Annotated in this window: 13 protein-coding genes and 1 pseudogene; 4 read left to right on the top strand and 10 right to left on the bottom strand. The window is 70.9% G+C overall.

Going from position 1 to position 17,103, the window contains the following annotated elements; translation table 11 throughout:
• Both BQ9890_RS15040 and BQ9890_RS00555 read right to left on the bottom strand, forming a co-directional pair.
• Window positions 1-796 (bottom strand): class I tRNA ligase family protein (locus BQ9890_RS15040; RefSeq protein WP_143226373.1); only part of this gene is annotated, 796 nt, incomplete at its 3' end.
• A gap of 280 nt (window positions 797-1,076) precedes the next feature.
• A complete protein-coding gene (locus tag BQ9890_RS00555) occupies window positions 1,077-2,138 on the bottom strand; it encodes a DUF4349 domain-containing protein (RefSeq protein ID WP_075888523.1) in 1,062 nt (353 codons plus the stop codon).
• A gap of 260 nt (window positions 2,139-2,398) precedes the next feature.
• Between BQ9890_RS00555 and BQ9890_RS00560 the strand changes: the two genes are divergently transcribed.
• Window positions 2,399-3,097, top strand: coding sequence for an MFS transporter (locus BQ9890_RS00560; protein WP_075888526.1), 699 nt, complete (start codon window positions 2,399-2,401; stop codon window positions 3,095-3,097).
• Between the two features lie 353 nt (window positions 3,098-3,450).
• On the top strand, window positions 3,451-4,308 hold the full coding sequence (locus tag BQ9890_RS00565) for a PrsW family intramembrane metalloprotease (RefSeq protein ID WP_078062123.1): 858 nt from the start codon (window positions 3,451-3,453) through the stop codon (window positions 4,306-4,308).
• 135 nt (window positions 4,309-4,443) lie between these two features.
• Here BQ9890_RS00565 and ileS read toward each other — a convergent pair whose 3' ends face one another.
• On the bottom strand, window positions 4,444-7,704 hold the full coding sequence (ileS, locus tag BQ9890_RS00570) for an isoleucine--tRNA ligase (protein ID WP_075888529.1): 3,261 nt from the start codon (window positions 7,702-7,704) through the stop codon (window positions 4,444-4,446).
• 426 nt (window positions 7,705-8,130) lie between these two features.
• Between ileS and BQ9890_RS00575 the strand changes: the two genes are divergently transcribed.
• Window positions 8,131-9,489 (top strand): MFS transporter, encoded by a 1,359-nt coding sequence (locus BQ9890_RS00575; protein ID WP_195907596.1) that lies wholly within the window; start codon window positions 8,131-8,133, stop codon window positions 9,487-9,489.
• A 13-nt stretch (window positions 9,490-9,502) separates the two neighbouring features.
• Here BQ9890_RS00575 and BQ9890_RS00580 read toward each other — a convergent pair whose 3' ends face one another.
• The 7 genes and pseudogenes from BQ9890_RS00580 to BQ9890_RS00605 all read right to left on the bottom strand — a co-directional run bounded on the left by BQ9890_RS00580 (window position 9,503) and on the right by BQ9890_RS00605 (window position 15,993).
• Window positions 9,503-10,258: an SDR family NAD(P)-dependent oxidoreductase gene (locus BQ9890_RS00580; RefSeq protein WP_075888533.1), complete on the bottom strand. Its 756-nt coding sequence runs from the start codon at window positions 10,256-10,258 to the stop codon at window positions 9,503-9,505.
• A 37-nt stretch (window positions 10,259-10,295) separates the two neighbouring features.
• The gene (locus BQ9890_RS00585; RefSeq protein ID WP_075888535.1) at window positions 10,296-11,507 is read right to left on the bottom strand and encodes a trans-sulfuration enzyme family protein; all 1,212 of its coding nucleotides are present in this window, start codon (window positions 11,505-11,507) and stop codon (window positions 10,296-10,298) included.
• A 134-nt stretch (window positions 11,508-11,641) separates the two neighbouring features.
• Window positions 11,642-12,799 (bottom strand): AI-2E family transporter, encoded by a 1,158-nt coding sequence (locus tag BQ9890_RS00590; RefSeq protein WP_075888537.1) that lies wholly within the window; start codon window positions 12,797-12,799, stop codon window positions 11,642-11,644.
• Window positions 12,796-13,134 (bottom strand): hypothetical protein, encoded by a 339-nt coding sequence (locus BQ9890_RS16045; RefSeq protein ID WP_230297743.1) that lies wholly within the window; start codon window positions 13,132-13,134, stop codon window positions 12,796-12,798. Before BQ9890_RS16045 ends, BQ9890_RS00590 begins: the two co-directional genes overlap by 4 nt.
• Window positions 13,135-13,197: 63 nt before the next feature.
• Window positions 13,198-14,374 (bottom strand): annotated as a pseudogene (locus BQ9890_RS00595) (MFS transporter); the annotation flags it as partial.
• A gap of 45 nt (window positions 14,375-14,419) precedes the next feature.
• Entirely contained in the window at window positions 14,420-15,394 is a 975-nt protein-coding gene (gene glsA / locus BQ9890_RS00600; RefSeq protein ID WP_075888539.1) for a glutaminase A, read from the bottom strand.
• 239 nt (window positions 15,395-15,633) lie between these two features.
• On the bottom strand, window positions 15,634-15,993 hold the full coding sequence (locus BQ9890_RS00605) for a winged helix-turn-helix transcriptional regulator (protein ID WP_075888541.1): 360 nt from the start codon (window positions 15,991-15,993) through the stop codon (window positions 15,634-15,636).
• A gap of 119 nt (window positions 15,994-16,112) precedes the next feature.
• Between BQ9890_RS00605 and BQ9890_RS00610 the strand changes: the two genes are divergently transcribed.
• On the top strand, window positions 16,113-16,973 hold the full coding sequence (locus tag BQ9890_RS00610) for an SDR family oxidoreductase (RefSeq protein ID WP_075888543.1): 861 nt from the start codon (window positions 16,113-16,115) through the stop codon (window positions 16,971-16,973).
• The last annotated feature ends 130 nt before the right edge of the window (window positions 16,974-17,103 follow it).

The following is a 17,103-nucleotide window of genomic DNA, read 5'->3' on the forward strand; positions in this document are numbered from 1 at the left end:
GCACCGTGACGTAGTCGATGTCGGGACCCACCGCGATGGCCAGGTTGGAGGGCAGTGTCCACGGTGTCGTCGTCCAGATCAGTGCGAGTTCACCGGTCTCCAGGCGCAGGCCGACGGTGACCGTCTGGTCCGTGCGGTCCTGGTAGATGTCGTCGTCCATCTTGAGTTCGTGGTTGGACAGCGGGGTGCGGTCGTGCCAGCAGTAGGGCAGCACGCGGTAGCCCTTGTAGGCCAGGCCCTTGTCGTAGAGGGTCTTGAAGGCCCACAGGACGGACTCCATGTAGGGCAGGTCCAGGGTCTTGTAGTCGTGCTCGAAGTCGACCCAGCGCGCCTGGCGCGTGACGTAGTCCTGCCACTCGCCCGTGTACCGGAGGACGGAGGCGCGGCACTCCTCGTTGAACTTCTCGATCCCGATGCCGCCCGGACGCGTGATCTCGGAGACGTCGTCGATGCCGAGGAGGCGCTGGGCCTCCAGCTCGGCGGGCAGTCCGTGGGTGTCCCACCCGAACCGCCGCTCGACGTGGTGGCCGCGCATGGTCTGGTAACGCCCGACCAGGTCCTTGATGTAGCCCGTGAGCAGGTGGCCGTAGTGGGGCAGGCCGTTGGCGAAGGGCGGGCCGTCGTAGAAGACGAACTCGTTGTCGCCGTCGCGCCCGGTGGGGCGCTCCTCGACGGACTTGCGGAAGGTGTCGTCCGCCTTCCAGTACGCCAGCGTGTCCTCCTCCATGCGGGGGAAGGACGCGTTCGCCTCGACCTCGGTGTCCCGGTGGCGGGGGTAGAACCCGTGCTTGGTCATGGTGTCCTCGGTGTCGTCTCCAGTGCTGCACAGTCCAGGGACGACGCCCGGCGACGCCGGGAACCGCGGTACCACCCCGCTTGGCACGCTCGCACGCACCCGCTTCGTTGGGGCTGTCTCGGGCCCACCCGTCCGGGTCTAGTGGGGTCGGCCGGTGACCGGCCGTCCCGTTCTTCCGGAGACTCCCCGGTGATGCCCCGCGCGGTGTCACCACCTGCGGGCCGGATCGACGTCGGCGCCCATGGTAGCCGATCGCGTGCCCGTCGCGCTGAGGGGACCGTCACTCCTCGCCGTGGGCGGAACTCCGGCCCTCGGCCCGCCCCGTGCCACGTGCGGCGCCCTCGTCGTCCCCCGTGTCCCTCCCACCGGTGGGCGTCTCTCCCCCGCCGGAGTCCGCCACCGGGGCGGGAGCCGGTTCCGCACCGGGTCCGGGAGGGGTCCCCTCGTCGACGCGACGACGGGCGGCCAGCCGGATTCCGAGCACCACCGCGCCGAGCACCACCGCAGTCACGACCAGCCAGGGCAACGCCCACACCAACCCGACGCCGATGCCCCGCAGGGCCCCGAGGAATGCTTCCCACGACCTCTGCCACACGGAGGCGCCCGGGTCGTCGACCACGCGCTCGGCGAGGAGGCTCACCGACAGCGTGGACAGCGTCACTTGGTCCGCCAGGTACGTCCGCTGCGCCCTGAGGGAGTCCAGTTCCGCCTGCCGGGAGGTCAGCTGGGACTCCGCCTCCAGGAGGTCCTTCGTCGAGGAGGCCTCGTCGATGAGCGTCCTCAGTCGCGACACGGAGGCCCCCAGGGCCTCGATGCGCGCGTCCAGGTCCGCCACCTGCTGGCCCACGTCCTCCGTCGAGGTCGAGGTCGAGATCACCGTACCGAGTTCCGGGAGGGAGTCGAGGAGCTCCTGGTACCTCGCGGCCGGCACCCGCACGGTCGCCCACGCCGAGGGACTGTTCCCGTCGGTGTCCGTCGTCGACGAGGCGACGCTGCCACCCAGGTCGCCCACGGTCGCCGTCAGTTCCGCCAGTGCCGCGACAGGGTCGGAGGCGCGCACCGAGGCCTCCCCCGTGACCACGACCTGCTGGGTGACCTCACCCGTGCCCCGGCTGTCCGCAGCGGCCTGGTCCGCGGCCTCCTCGGCGGAGGAGCCGATCTCGGCGACCGAGCCGTCCGAGCCGTCCGCCTGTTGCTCGACAGCCGGGAGGGAGCCCGCGCTCCCGGAGTCGGAGCCGGAGCGGCCCGCCGAGCAGCCGGCCAGTGCCGTGACGAGCAGGAGGACGACGAGAGGGAGACGCAGGCCAGCGACCCGCGCGCTCCGGCGCCCGTCCCTCCCCACGGTGGGGAGGGGAACTGACGGAGTTGACCGAATGGGGGCCGCCCGGACCTCGCTGTGTCTCATGCCTCCAGCGTGGGTGGTCCGTGTCACTCCTGGCAAGGTGTTGCCGCAATCGTCACTGACCTGAGACCGTCCCGGACCTCCTGGACGTTCCCCGGGAGCAGGACCCGGAGGGGCACCGACACCGGCTCGGTGCACCGGACCCGGCGGGGACCCACTGCGGTGACCCGGCGGTGCGCCCCGCCTGCCCAGACCCCACAATGGATCAGGTGAGAGACCCCCATCCCGATCACGAGCCCCGCGCGCACTCCCCCCTCACACGACTGGCCCTGCCCGTCTACGTCCCCAGCCTCATCTGGTCGACGGGATCGGGTGCCCTGGCACCCGTCATGGTGCTGGCCGCGCTCTCGCTCGGCTACTCGCAGTCCGCGGCCTCCACGATCGCCGGCATCTCCGGCCTCGTCGGGGTCCTCACCGGTCCCTGGGTGGGGCGGCGCATCACCCGGTGGGGTGACCGTCCCGCCTTCATCACCGGCACCCTGCTCGCGGTCGTCTCGCTGGCGGTCACCCTGGTCGCACTGGCCCATCCCAGGCAACGGTGGGGTCAGATCGCCTACCTCCTCGGCATCGTGGCACTGGCGGTCTCGGCGAACATCTGGTCCCTGGCCCGGCAGTCCTACGTCGCCGAGTCCGTGCCGGTCGGCTACCGCGCACGCGCCATGTCCATGCTGGGCGGGATGCTCCGGCTGGGCCAGCTCATCGGCCCCGCAGTCGGTTCCGTGGCCATCGCGCTGTGGGACCTGCCCGGCTCCTTCTGGCTCCAGATCGTCACCACCCTGGTCGCCCTGGGTTTCGTGCTCGGGTTCGTCCTCCCGGACCCCGCCCCCGGGGTCACCGTCCCGGAGCTCGTCGNGGCCTCCTGCTCGTCCTCGTCGGGGGCATCGGCCTCGTCGAGGTAGGGGATGAGGTCCGCGGGCACGCCTCCCCCACCCGCGCCGCCACCCGAGGCGCTCGCCTCAGCGGCTTGGGCTGCCGCCTGCTCGAAGCGGTTGGCCGGGGTCCGCCCGGCGGCGGAGTCCTCGGCGGGACCCTCGGCGTCGCCGAAGAATGCGGGGTGATCACTCATGTGGGGCCTCCAGGGCGCGACCGGCCGGATGCCGGTGCACGCGGCTCACCAGTGTAGGTGCTGGGGGCGGGGGACTCCCGGAGTCGGGCCCGGCGTGAATATGCTGGCGCCAGGGTCGTGACCGCTCCGACGGTGCCCCTCCCGTCCCGTCCCGTCCCACAGTGTCCCGCCCGCGAGGAGTCGACCATGACCCAGACCTCCCAAGTCCCGGCAGGTGCCCCTGCCCCGTCCCTGCCCTGGTACGCGCGATTCGGCTCACCCCTGGTGCTCGTCGTGGGTGTGCTCGCCTACGTCGTGGTCCTGGAGGTCATGGTCTCCACGGACAACATCAACCTCTTCCCCACACTGCTCCTCGTCGGGGCCGTGACGGTGCCGCTGTCGGTGCTCATGTTCGCCTACGCGATCGACCGGCCCGCGGTCGGCAACGGTGCGACGGTGGCCTTCACCGCGATCGCCGGTGGGGTGATCGGTACGACCACTGCCGGTCTCCTCGAGTACCGCACGTTGAAGGAACTGCCGTGGCTGGGCATGCTCGGCATCGGGGTCATCGAGGAGGCGGCCAAGCTGATCGTCCCGCTCATCGTGCTGCTCGTCGCGCGCAGGCGCACCCGCGGCATGGGGATCGTCATCGGCATCGCCTCAGGCGCCGGCTTCGCGGTGCTGGAGACCATGGGCTACGGCCTGGTCGCCCTCATCGAGAGCAAGGGGGACATGGCCGAGGTCGACGGGACACTGCTGCTGCGCGGTCTGCTCTCCCCTGCCGGCCACGTCGCCTGGACGGGCATGACGGTGTGGGCCCTGTGGCGTGTCGGGGCAACTCCCCCGGTGCGCCACGCGGTGCGGGACTTCGTGGGCTGCTTCGTCCTGGCCGTCCTCCTGCACGCCACCTGGGACGGCGTCGACATCCTCGTGGTGCACGTCGGCGTCGTCGTCATCTCCCTGGCCGTCCTGCTCACGCTCATCCTGCGTTCACGCCACACCCGGCGGCACGGGGGACCCGCCGGGCCCGGGGGCGACGCAGTGGGGTCCGCCACCGGTTGGTGAGCCCGCCGGGCTGTGTGCCCGCCGCGGTGGACGCACCACCGTGGACCGGCGCCGCCGGACCCGGCCCGGGGTGTGGGAGACACGACGGCCCGCGGCCGACCCCGGGGGACGGGGTGACCGCGGGCCGGATGCGTCTCAGTCCTGGTGCGCCACGCGGGCGACACCGATCTCGAGCGCCCCGGCGGGCGTGACCGCGAGGGAGAGCGCGAGGGTCTCGTGGGCGATCATGTCCGCGAAGGACTCCACGTCCTCCAGGTGCTCGGCCGGGACACCCAGGGACAGGTCGATGCGGTCCGAGATGTGCAGTCCCGCCGCCTTGCGCTCGTCCTGGACGGCGCGCACCACGTCACGGGCGTAGCCCTCCGCCTCCAGCTCGGGGGTGAGCACGGTGTCGAGGACCACGAAGGCCCCCGATGCCAGCACCGAGGCGACCTGGCCCTCGGCGGCGTCCACCTTGGTCGTCGCCTCGAACTGGTCACCGGTGAGCACCACGGGTGCACCCTCGACCTCGACACCGGGGAAGGTCACCGAGGTGCCGTCCCCGGAGAGCTCCCAGGCCCCGGATTTCTGCGCCTTGAACAGGGCCGAGGTCGCGCGACGCACCGTGGGGTCGAAGGCCCGTGGGTTCAGCGTCAGGGCGGTGTGGACCGCCAGCCCGGACTCCTCCGGGGTGGCGAGCAGCACCTCCTTGACATTGACCTCGGAAGCGATGAGGCCCGTGAAGGGCTCCAGGGCACGCGCCCGCGGGGAGACGACCTCGAGGCGGGCCAGGGGCTGGCGCACCCGCAGGGCGTTGACCTTGCGCAGGGAGTGGGCGGCGGAGACCACGTCGCGGGCCTCGTCCATGGAGGCGACCAGTGCCGGGTCCTCCACGGTGGCGGGCAGCCCGGGCCAGAGCGCCAGGTGCACGGACTCCCCACCGGTCAGGCCACGCCACATCTCCTCCGTGACCAGGGGCAGCAGGGGGGCCGCGACCTCGCACAGGGTGACCAGTGCGGTCCACAGGGTGTCGAAGGCACGCGCGTCCTCGTCCCAGAAACGCTGGCGCTGGGTGCGCACGTACCAGTTGGTGAGCATGTCGAGGTACTGGCGCACCTCCTCGCAGGCCGCGACGATGTCATAGGCCTCCATCTGTGCCCCCACCGTGTCCGCGAGGGAGCGGGTGTGGGCCAGGAGGTAGCGGTCCATGACGTCCAGGGACGCCACGAGCTCCGGGTCCTCCAGGTCCAGGCGCTGGGCCAGGTACCCGCGACCACCGTCGGCCGCCCCCGAGTAGAGGGCAAAGAAGTAGTACGCGTTCCACAGGGGCAGCAGGACCTGGCGCACCGTGTCGCGGATGGCCTCCTCCGTGACGATCAGGTTGCCTCCGCGCACGACCGGGGAGCTCATGAGGAACCAGCGCATGGCGTCCGAGCCGTACTGGTCGAAGACCTTGTTGACGTCGGGGAAGTTGCGCAGGGACTTGCTCATCTTGCGCCCGTCGTCACCCAGCACGATCCCGTGGGAGACGCAGTGCGTGAAGGCCGGACGGTCGAAGAGGGCCGTGGCCAGGACGTGGAGGGTGTAGAACCACCCGCGCGTCTGACCGATGTACTCCACGATGAAGTCCCCCGGGTAGTGGTCCTCGAACCACCCCTGGTTCTCGAAGGGGTAGTGCACCTGGGCGAAGGGCATGGACCCCGACTCGAACCAGCAGTCGAAGACGTCACTGATGCGGCGCATCGTGGACCTGCCCGTCGGGTCGTCCGGGTTCGGACGCGTCAGGGTGTCGATGAAGGGACGGTGCAGGTCCGTGACCTCGACCCCGAAGTCACGCTCCAGGTCGGCGATGGACCCGTAGACGTCGACACGGGGGTGTGCGGGGTCGTCCGAGACCCACACGGGGATGGGCGCTCCCCAGAAGCGGTTGCGGGAGATCGACCAGTCGCGCGCCCCCGCCAACCAGTTCCCGAAGATGCCGTCCTTGATGTGCTCCGGCACCCAGGTGATCTGCTGGTTGAGCTCCACCATGCGGTCCCGGAACGCGGTGACGCGCACGAACCAGGAGCTCACAGCCTTGTAGATCAGTGGCTTGCGGCACCTCCAGCAGTGCGGGTAGGAGTGGGTGTAGGAGGCCTGGCGCACGAGGACGGCCCGGTGGGCCGGGTCCCTGCGTGCCAGGTTCCCCGTCCCCTCCCGCAGGTCCGCGATGACCAGGCGGTTGGCGTCGAAGACCTGGACGCCCTCGTAGTCACTGACCTCGGAGGTGAAGCAGCCGGCCTCGTCCACGGGGACGACGGGCTGGATCCCCACGGCCTGGCAGGCGTACATGTCGTCCTCACCGAAGGCGGGGGCGATGTGGACCAGGCCCGTGCCGTCCTCGGTGGTGACGAAGTCGCCGGCGATGACGGTCCAGGCGTCGGGTCCCGGGGCCGCGCCCTCGGCACGACGTTCGGGGGTGTCGAAGTAGTCGAAGATCGGCGCGTACCGGCGACCCACCAGTGCGGAGCCGGGGAACTCGTCGACGACCTCGGGGTCCTCCCCCAGTTCCTTGGCGTAGGAGCCCAGCAGGGCCCGGGCCAGGACCACGCGCTCGCCCGCGAGGGCGCCCTCCGCGGGGCGCACCGTGACGTAGTCGATGTCGGGACCCACCGCGATGGCCAGGTTGGAGGGCAGTGTCCACGGTGTCGTCGTCCAGATCAGTGCGAGTTCACCGGTCTCCAGGCGCAGGCCGACGGTGACCGTCTGGTCCGTGCGGTCCTGGTAGATGTCGTCGTCCATCTTGAGTTCGTGGTTGGACAGCGGGGTGCGGTCGTGCCAGCAGTAGGGCAGCACGCGGTAGCCCTTGTAGGCCAGGCCCTTGTCGTAGAGGGTCTTGAAGGCCCACAGGACGGACTCCATGTAGGGCAGGTCCAGGGTCTTGTAGTCGTGCTCGAAGTCGACCCAGCGCGCCTGGCGCGTGACGTAGTCCTGCCACTCGCCCGTGTACCGGAGGACGGAGGCGCGGCACTCCTCGTTGAACTTCTCGATCCCGATGCCGCCCGGACGCGTGATCTCGGAGACGTCGTCGATGCCGAGGAGGCGCTGGGCCTCCAGCTCGGCGGGCAGTCCGTGGGTGTCCCACCCGAACCGCCGCTCGACGTGGTGGCCGCGCATGGTCTGGTAACGCCCGACCAGGTCCTTGATGTAGCCCGTGAGCAGGTGGCCGTAGTGGGGCAGGCCGTTGGCGAAGGGCGGGCCGTCGTAGAAGACGAACTCGTTGTCGCCGTCGCGCCCGGTGGGGCGCTCCTCGACGGACTTGCGGAAGGTGTCGTCCGCCTTCCAGTACGCCAGCGTGTCCTCCTCCATGCGGGGGAAGGACGCGTTCGCCTCGACCTCGGTGTCCCGGTGGCGGGGGTAGAACCCGTGCTTGGTCATGGTGTCCTCGGTGTCGTCTCCAGTGCTGCACAGTCCAGGGACGACGCCCGGCGACGCCGGGAACCGCGGTACCACCCCGCTTGGCACGCTCGCACGCACCCGCTTCGTTGGGGCTGTCTCGGGCCCACCCGTCCGGGTCTAGTGGGGTCGGCCGGTGACCGGCCGTCCCGTTCTTCCGGAGACTCCCCGGTGATGCCCCGCGCGGTGTCACCACCTGCGGGCCGGATCGACGTCGGCGCCCATGGTAGCCGATCGCGTGCCCGTCGCGCTGAGGGGACCGTCACTCCTCGCCGTGGGCGGAACTCCGGCCCTCGGCCCGCCCCGTGCCACGTGCGGCGCCCTCGTCGTCCCCCGTGTCCCTCCCACCGGTGGGCGTCNGGTGACCCGGCGGTGCGCCCCGCCTGCCCAGACCCCACAATGGATCAGGTGAGAGACCCCCATCCCGATCACGAGCCCCGCGCGCACTCCCCCCTCACACGACTGGCCCTGCCCGTCTACGTCCCCAGCCTCATCTGGTCGACGGGATCGGGTGCCCTGGCACCCGTCATGGTGCTGGCCGCGCTCTCGCTCGGCTACTCGCAGTCCGCGGCCTCCACGATCGCCGGCATCTCCGGCCTCGTCGGGGTCCTCACCGGTCCCTGGGTGGGGCGGCGCATCACCCGGTGGGGTGACCGTCCCGCCTTCATCACCGGCACCCTGCTCGCGGTCGTCTCGCTGGCGGTCACCCTGGTCGCACTGGCCCATCCCAGGCAACGGTGGGGTCAGATCGCCTACCTCCTCGGCATCGTGGCACTGGCGGTCTCGGCGAACATCTGGTCCCTGGCCCGGCAGTCCTACGTCGCCGAGTCCGTGCCGGTCGGCTACCGCGCACGCGCCATGTCCATGCTGGGCGGGATGCTCCGGCTGGGCCAGCTCATCGGCCCCGCAGTCGGTTCCGTGGCCATCGCGCTGTGGGACCTGCCCGGCTCCTTCTGGCTCCAGATCGTCACCACCCTGGTCGCCCTGGGTTTCGTGCTCGGGTTCGTCCTCCCGGACCCCGCCCCCGGGGTCACCGTCCCGGAGCTCGTCGAGGAGGAGGAGTGGGAGGACGAGGAGTGGGAGGAGCTGGGCCCGAACTCCTCCACCGGTTCCGACCCCACCCACCCCCACGCCGACGACCTGCGCCGCCCGCCCCTGCGCGAGCGCGCCGACACGGGGGCCACCGCCCTGCTCTCCGTCGGCATCATCATCCTGGGACTGGTGCGGGCCAACCGCGCCGTCATCATCCCCCTGTGGGGCCATCAGCTGGGGATTGCGGACCACACGATCTCGGCGACCTTCGCCGCCTCAGCGGTGCTCGACTCCCTGATGTTCTACCCGGCGGGGCGCATCTCGGACCGGTTCGGTCGCCGCAGCGACCTCCTGCCGACGTTGGCGATCATGGGGCTCGGCTTCATCGCCATGGCCCTGTGGACCTCCCCGGTGGGATTCGTCGTCACCGCCTGCATCATCGGCTTCGGCAACGGGTTCGGGTCGGGGATCGTCATGACGATGGGTGCGGATCTCTCCCCCGACGTCAACCGGTCCCAGTTCCTGGGCCTGTGGCAGTCGATCAGCCAGATCGGCTCCACCGTGGGGCCCTTCGCCGTGGCCGCCCTCGTCCACGCCTTCGGAGTGGCCTCCTCGGCGTGGGTGACGGGAATCCTGTCGCTCCTGGGAGGAGTCTGGTTCATGGTGACGGTCCCGCGGGCCTACGCACGCCTGGGGGTCGACGACCGCGGGCGTCCCCTGGAGGAGGGGCTCTGAGGGGCGTGCGGTGTCAGTCGCCCGTGCGCGCCACCAGTGTGTTCGTCGCCTGGGCGATCGGGCGGATGACGAGGGAGTCGATGTTCACGTGGTGGGGACGGGTCAGCGTCCAGACGATGGCATCGGCGATGTCCTCGGCGACCAGGGGCTCGGCGACGCCCTCGTAGACCTTGTCCGCGGCCTCACGCGACCCCAGACGGTTGAGGGAGAACTCCGGGGTGCGGACCATGCCGGGCGCGATCTCGATGATGCGCACGGGCTCCCCCACCAGCTCCTGGCGGAGTGTGTTGGGGATGATCCGCTCGGCGTGCTTGGCGGCCACGTAGCCCGCGCCCCCGGGATAGGTGTCATGTGCGGCGGTGGAGGTCACGAAGACGAGGTCGCCCCCGCGCTGACGCATCGTCGGCAGGAATGCCTGGGTGACCTGCAGGGCGGTGATGACATTGCGGTCGTACATCTGGGTCCAGTGCTCGATGTCCGCATCGGCCACGCTCTCCACACCCAGCGCACCGCCCGCGTCGTTGACCACGGCGTCCACGGGGCCCAGCGTGTCGACGTAGGCGGCCATGGCCTGCACCTGTTCGTCATCGGTGAGGTCAGCGGCGAAGTAGGTGCACCCCGTCTCCTCGGCGAGCTTCTTCAGGCGCATGACGCGCCGCGCCACGGCGGTGACGTCCCACCCCCGTTCGCGCAGGAGACGCACGGTGGCCTCCCCGATCCCGGTCGATGCTCCTGTGACGACGGCCCTGCGCACCTCTCGTGTCCTCATGCCCCCAGTATCGCGCAGTCAGGGGTGGGTGGGCAGGTCATGACCGGGGGAAGGTCTCGGACAGGGCCGCGGCGAGGTCCTCCACCAGGTCCTCGGGGTCCTCCAGGCCGATGGAGAGGCGCAGGTGTCCCAGTCTGCGGAACGGTTCCGGATACGTCGCCACACGTGGGCCGTCGGTCCCCGTGTACACGATGAGGGACTCGTCGTGGCCCAGGGAGACCGCGGACGTGATGACCCGCAGGTTCGCGACGAAGCGGTTGTGCTCCTCGGGTGTGGCATCGAGTGCGAGGGCGAGGACGCCGCCGTAGCCGCGGTCCCCGAACTGACGTCGGGCCAGGTCGTGCTGGGGGTGGGAGGCCAGCCCGGGGTACTCGACGAGGGCCACCCGGTCCTGGGACTCCAGGAACTCCGCGACCTGCTGTGCGGAGGTGAGGTGGCGCGCCAGGCGCAGGGGCAGGGTGACGGAGCCGCGGGTGATGAGCCAGGCGTTGAAGGGGGAGATCGCCCCGCCCACGTCGACCATCGCCTCGGACTTGATGCGGTGGATGAGCTCGTGGCTGCCGATGACGGCCCCACCCAGGGAGTCGCCGTGGCCGTTGATGTACTTGGTCAGGGAGTGGACCACCAGGTCCGCCCCGTCCTCCAGGGGCCGGTAGAGCGGGGGTGGGGTGAAGGTGGAGTCCACGCTGAGCAGCGCCCCGGCGTCGTGCGCGATGCGGGCGGCGGCCGCGACGTCGCTGACACGCGTGGTGGGGTTGCCGATGGTCTCCACGTGGACCAGTCGGGTGGTGGGGCGGATCGCCGCCGCGATGGCGTCGGGGTCGGATGCGTCCACGAAGGTCGCCTCGATGCCGTACTTCTCCGGGAGGAGCACGGAGAGCAGGCGCCAGGTCGCCTCGTAGGTGACGTCGGCGACCACCACGTGGTCCCCCGAGCGCAGCAGGGTGAAGAACACGGCGTGCAGGGCGGCCACCCCGGAGGCGAGGACGACCGCCTCCTCCCCTCCCTCCAGGGCGGCCAGGCGGGCCTGGAGGCCGAGCTGGTTGACCCCGGAGTTGCGGGTGTAGATCAACTCGTCCGTGCCCGACCAGTCAATGTCGGAGGGGTCCTCCGGCAGCGCGTAGGCATTCGCCATGACCAGCGGGGTCCGGATGGCACCCGAACCTCGGTCGATGTCGTTGCCGACGTGGACGGCGCGGGTGGCGGTGCGCAACGAGTCGGGGTCGTGCTTGTCGGGGCGTGCGGTCATGGGTCGACGGTAGCGGTGGGTGGCGGGACCGTGCGGAGGTGTGCCGAGTGCTGGGCCCGTGTGACGAGGGCGCAGCCGGTGTCGTCCGGGGCCGGGGACCGGCGTGCACCGGTCGGACTGCCCCGTTCGCGGGGTCAGGGGTGCGTGGCTGTGCCCCCGGGCACACCGCCGGCCGTCCCCGTGTCCGCCGACTCCGGTCCCCCGACCTCCGCCGTCGGCCCGGTCGGTGCGATCGCTCCGGTGCGGGGGTGGTCGCGCAGGGCCACGAAGACGTACCAGGCCACACCGAGCACCGGCACGGCGACCAGGGCCCCGATGAGCCCTCCGAGGACGGTCCCGACGGTGACGGCGGCACCCACCACGAAGGGGTGGAGGTGGGCGTGACGCCCCATGACCAGGGGCTCCAGGATGTTGCCCTCCAACTGGCCGACCAGGGCAATCGCCACGCCGACGATGACCGCGCTCCAGAACCCGTTCGTCGCGAGGGCCACGAGGATCGCCAGGGACATGGCGGCCGGTGCGCCGATGAGCGGGATGAAGGAGCCGATGAACACGAGGATCGCGAGCGGGGCGGCCAAGGGCACACCGAGGAACAGGAGCACCACCCAGGCGATGATGCCGACCATGGCCGCGATCGAGAAGGCACCCCGCGTGTACCCACCGAAGAAGGACCAGGCCGCACGCCCCGCTTCGTCCCAGGAGAAGCGCACGTGCGCGGGAACCTGGTCGAGGAACCACTCCCACATCCCGTTGCCACCCACCAGCAGGCACACGGAGGTGAAGACACCGAAGGCGATGACCATCCCGACCACCGCGACAGTCCCGACCTGGGTGGCGGCGAACCCGGCGAGACCCCACGAGTTGGCCCGCAGCCAGGCCAGCGCCGCCACGGTCCACCCCTCGACGTCCTGCTCGGTGACGGTGATGGGGAGCCCCCCGTCCCTCAGGGCCCGGACGATGTCGGCGATGCCCTCACCGGTCCCCTTCACGACGAGGTCCCACTGGGAGGAGATCCCGAGCACGGCGATCCCGAGGAGCGCCAGGACGAGGACGGGGCCGCCGAGCAGGCTCAGGAGCACCGCCAGCGGGGCGGGGAGGCGTCGACGCAGGACGGTGACGAGGGGACGCATCACTGCGGTGATCACCAGGCCCAGGAACACTGCGACCAGCACGACGCGCAGGCGTGAGGCACCCAGTGCCACGATGACCAGCGTGGTGCAGATGCCGACGAAGCGCCACGCCCAGGCTCCTGCGCGGTCGAACCAGGTCGCCGGTCCGCGGGTCTCCGTCATCCCTCGACCTCCGGTGAGGGATTGGGGATCTCCCCGGGCCGGTAGTCGGGCAGGCGGGTCGCCGGGAGGATTGCCAGGGCGCTGACACCGGAGAGGATCAGGAGTCCCAGCTGGAGCGCCCGCAGACGGGCGTCCGTGTTGAGCGAGACGAACTCCTCCACCTGTTCGGCACTGGCCCCGGTCTCCTCGAGGGAGGCGCGCAGCTGGTCGTTGGGGATGAAGTTGGGGTCCTGGAGCGAGGTGTGCCCGGCGATCTCCTCGGGCACGTACTCACGCTCGACCAGGGCGCGTCCGAGGCCGAGCGTCAGCAGCGAGACGAGCAGGGCACCGGCCACCGCGGTCCCCACCGCGGAGGCGAGGTTCTGGGTGGTCCCGCGCACCGACCCTACGTCCCCGGCGAGTTCCTTCGGCGAGGCGGTCACCAGCACGTTGAAGACCAGGGTGACGAGGGCACCCTGTCCGATCCCGAAGACCACGAGTCCCAGGATCGTCGGGACCGTCTGCCAGTTGTTCGTCACCACGAAGGAGAGCCAGGCCAGGGCGGAGGTCGTGAGGACGAAGCCCACGACCCCGATCTGGCGGGGGGGTGAACCGCCTGTAGAGCCGGACGACCAGGAGCGCGGTGATGAAGACCGTGAGGTTGAAGGGCATCATCGCCACCGAGGTCGCGAAGGGGGTGCGCCCCTGGACGATCTGGATGTAGAGGGGCACCGTGAAGTTCAGCGCGGCCTCGAGGCTGACCACGACGAACATGGCGACCACTGCCGCACGTTCCTGGGCGGACCCCACCACCGAGAGGCTGACCAGTGCGGGCCGGCCCTGCGCCTCGCGGTGTCGCGTCCACACCAGGAACGCCTGGGCGAGGACCACACCGATGAGGACCAGGAGCGGCGCCGTGGACACTCCCAGGATGTCGAAGGGGGCGGTGCCACAAGCACGCAGGACACCCCAGCCGTTGAGGTTGTTGAACCCGAGGGTCAGGGACACGATCGCGCAGCCGATGAACAGGGCGCCGAGGACGTCGATCGAGACCTCGGGGTCGCCCTCGTCCCCGCGGAGGCGGAAGGAGAGGAGGAAGACCGCCACGGCGAGGGCCAGCGTCACCCCGAACACGGGGCGCCACCCGACCAGGGTGCCCAGGGCACCTCCGATGAAGAAGGCGGACACACCGGAGATGGCGCGCGCGGAGCCCAGGGAGCCGATGGCGGTGGCCTGCTGGTCACCGTGGTAGTTCTCGGCGATGAGGGGCACCAGGGAGGGGACGATGACGGCTGCGCTGGCGCCCGCGAGCCCCTGTGCGGCGATCACCCACCCGACGGAGGGGGCCGTGACCATCATGGCGGAGGAGATGCCGAAGACGACGATCACGGTGCGGAAGATCCGCGACCATCCCACACGCCGTCCCAGCTTCGCCCCGACCATCACCAGGGCTGCCACGACCAGTCCGTAGGTCACGATGGCGGTGCTGACCGTCGTGGAGGGGACGTCGAAGTCCTCGACCATGCCGCCCATGGAGACCGGGAGCGCCGCGACGTTGAAGGACATGAGCACCTGGGTGAGGAAGAGCCCGATCATGGGGACCCAGGAGGCCTTCCCCCCCCGGGGACGTAGGTGCGGGTGTCAGGACTGGTCATGGGTGTGGTCCTCCGTGGTGGTGGCGGCAGTGGATGCGAAGACGTCGAGGCCGAGGGAGCGTGACAGGTGCGCGGTGACGCGCTGTGCGCGCACCGAGTTGCCCGCGGCGTCCAGGCGTGGGGAGAAGGCTGCGATCCCCGCCTTGCCGGGCGAGACCGTGAGGATGCCCCCTGACACCCCTGACTTGCCGGGAAGGCCGATCTCGAAGAGCCACTCCCCCGAGCGCTCGTACAGACCGGTGGAGGCCAGGACGGCGAGCGTGTCACGGCACACGGAGGCGGGGACGACCTGCTGCCCGGTCACCGGGTTCACGCCGCCGTCGGCCAGGGTCGCCCCCATGACCGCGAGGTCCCGGGTGGTCACCGCCAGGGAGCACTGGCGCGTGTAGACGTCGACGACCGCCTCCGCGTCCCCGTCGAGCCGGCCGTAGGAGGCCAGCAGCTGGGCGATGGCGCGGTTGCGACCATTGGTGCGCGACTCCGCCCGGTAGGTCTCCTCGTAGACCTCCAGTTCCCGTCCGCAGAAGGCCCCCAGGCAGCGCCGGATGCGGTCCCACTGTCTGGCGGGGGTCGCCCCGGGCACCAGGGACGTCGTCACGAGGGCACCCGCGTTGACCATCGGGTTCATGGGGTGTCCGTCGTTGAGTTCGAGGGCCATGACGGAGTTGAAGGGGAGACCGGTGTTGTTCACCCCCACCCGGTCGTGGACCGCGCGGTGGCCGAGTTCCTGGCAGACGAGGGCGTACACGAATGCCTTGGAGATGGACTGGATGGAGAACTCGAGGCGGGAGTCCCCCCGTTCGTGGACCTCTCCACCGACCTCGGCGAGGGCGACCCCCAGGACACCGGGATCCGCCTCGGCGAGGGTGGGGATGTAGTCGGCCACCGCGCCCTCGGTGTGGGGCAGGGCGTGGGAGACCGCGGCCGAGACGGCTTCCTCCACCCTCTCGGATCCGGGCAGGTGCCCGGGGGACCCTGGTGGGGACCTCGCTCATGTCGATGTCCATGTGTCCTCCGCCCCGGTGCACCCTCTGCGCGCCTGCGGACGGCAGGGTAGCCCGAACCGGGCCCCCAGGTCATCGGTCACCGCCGCTCGGGCGGTCGGCGGCGGGTCCGGGGGCCGTGGGGTGGGCGTCGTGCCGGAGGATTCCGGCGCAGCGCCGGGATGCGCGGACACCGGTCGTCCGCGACCTCCCCGCCTCAGTCCTGCTGGAGGCCGACCGCGAGCGCCCCGTAGAGCGCGTCGACGAGGCCCTCCACCCGGGCGGCGACCTCACACCCCGCTCCGGTGAGCGAATATCCGGCGCTGCGACCCGGTGCCACCGAACCACGGCTGACCAGTCCGTCGGTCTCGAGGGAGCGGAGGGTCCGGGCGAGCATGCGTTCGTTGGAGCCACCGATCATCCGGTGGATCTCCCCGAAACGCGTGGCCCCACGAGCCAGTGCGAGCAGCGTGAGTGCCCCCCAGCGTCCGGTGACGTCGAGGAGGGCGCCCCGGGAGGGGCATCGCTCGTCGAAGACGTCGAAGGCGGGCGCCACCCGGTGGCGTGCATCCTCCATGGCCTGTCCCCTCCCTGTTGACGTCGTTGCCCGACGTGCCCATACTGGGCGTGTACTTACGAAAAGTAAGTATACACCGGGGTGCCACCACGACCCGGTCCCCAGCGGAAGGACACACCATGACCATTGCCGTCACCGGCGCCACCGGCCACCTCGGTTCCCTCACGATCGACGCGCTCCTGGAGCGCGTTCCCGTCACAGACGTCATCGCCCTCGTCCGCGACACGGGGAAGGCAGCACCGCTGGCCGCCCGAGGTGTCGAGGCGCGCCACTTCGACTACGACCGGCCCGCGACGCTGGCCCCGGCACTGGAGGGCGTGGACCGCCTGCTCCTGGTCTCCGGCAATGCGGTCGGGCACCGGATCCCGCAGCACCGGGCCGTCATCGAGGCCGCCACCGCGGCCCGCGTCCCCTTCCTCGCCTACACCAGCGTCCTGCACGCCGACATCGCCACCGGACCCGTCTCCCCCGAGCACCGCGCCACAGAGGCCCTCCTGGCCGAGGCACCCTTCGAGGTCGCACTGCTGCGCAACGGGTGGTACTCCGAGAACTACGTCCCCACCGCCCAGCAGGCCGCAGGGACGGGCGAGGTCCTCACCAGTGCCGGCAGCGGTCGTGTGGCCTCCGCGGCTCGGGCGGACTATGCGGCTGCAGCAGCTGCAGTCCTCACCTCTCCCCAGCCTCGCCCGGGCACCTACGAGCTCTCCGGTGACCACGCCTGGGACCTCAAGGAGTTCGCGCGGATCGTCTCCGAACTCTCGGGTCGCGAGGTCCACGTCCACGACGTCACCCCCGGGGAGCACCTGCGCCTCCTCCTCGACGCCGGCGTCCCGGAGGGCGGGGCGCAGTTCGTCGTGGGCACCGATCAGGCCATCTCCCTGGGGGAGCTCGCGGACACACCCGGCACCCTCTCGGAGCTCATCGGTCGCCCGACCACTCCCCTGGCCCAGACCCTGGCCCCGGTCCTGGCGCAGGCCTGAGACCCCGACCTGTGCACCGTCCCGGAGCTGCCGGTGCGCCCCTCGGTGAGGCTGATCGGGAGAGGGGACGGTGACGAGGTGGGGTCTCGACGTGGATTCCGGTGCCGCAACGCCCCCATCGGACGCCGAG

This window comes from Actinomyces provencensis (assembly GCF_900155435.1).
GTDB classification, from domain to species: Bacteria; Actinomycetota; Actinomycetes; order Actinomycetales; family Actinomycetaceae; genus Pauljensenia; species Pauljensenia provencensis.

What these genes read in the sequence shown, in the direction of transcription:
- BQ9890_RS00565 (WP_078062123.1), top strand. Translation starts at nt 3,451, where the DNA reads ATGACCCAGACCTCCCAAGTCCCGGCAGGTGCCCCTGCCCCGTCCCTG.
- BQ9890_RS00585 (WP_075888535.1), bottom strand. Translation starts at nt 11,507, where the DNA reads ATGACCGCACGCCCCGACAAGCACGACCCCGACTCGTTGCGCACCGCC.
- BQ9890_RS00590 (WP_075888537.1), bottom strand. Translation starts at nt 12,799, where the DNA reads ATGACGGAGACCCGCGGACCGGCGACCTGGTTCGACCGCGCAGGAGCC.
- ileS (WP_075888529.1), bottom strand. Translation starts at nt 7,704, where the DNA reads ATGACCAAGCACGGGTTCTACCCCCGCCACCGGGACACCGAGGTCGAG.
- BQ9890_RS00605 (WP_075888541.1), bottom strand. Translation starts at nt 15,993, where the DNA reads ATGGAGGATGCACGCCACCGGGTGGCGCCCGCCTTCGACGTCTTCGAC.
- BQ9890_RS00580 (WP_075888533.1), bottom strand. Translation starts at nt 10,258, where the DNA reads ATGAGGACACGAGAGGTGCGCAGGGCCGTCGTCACAGGAGCATCGACC.
- BQ9890_RS00610 (WP_075888543.1), top strand. Translation starts at nt 16,113, where the DNA reads ATGACCATTGCCGTCACCGGCGCCACCGGCCACCTCGGTTCCCTCACG.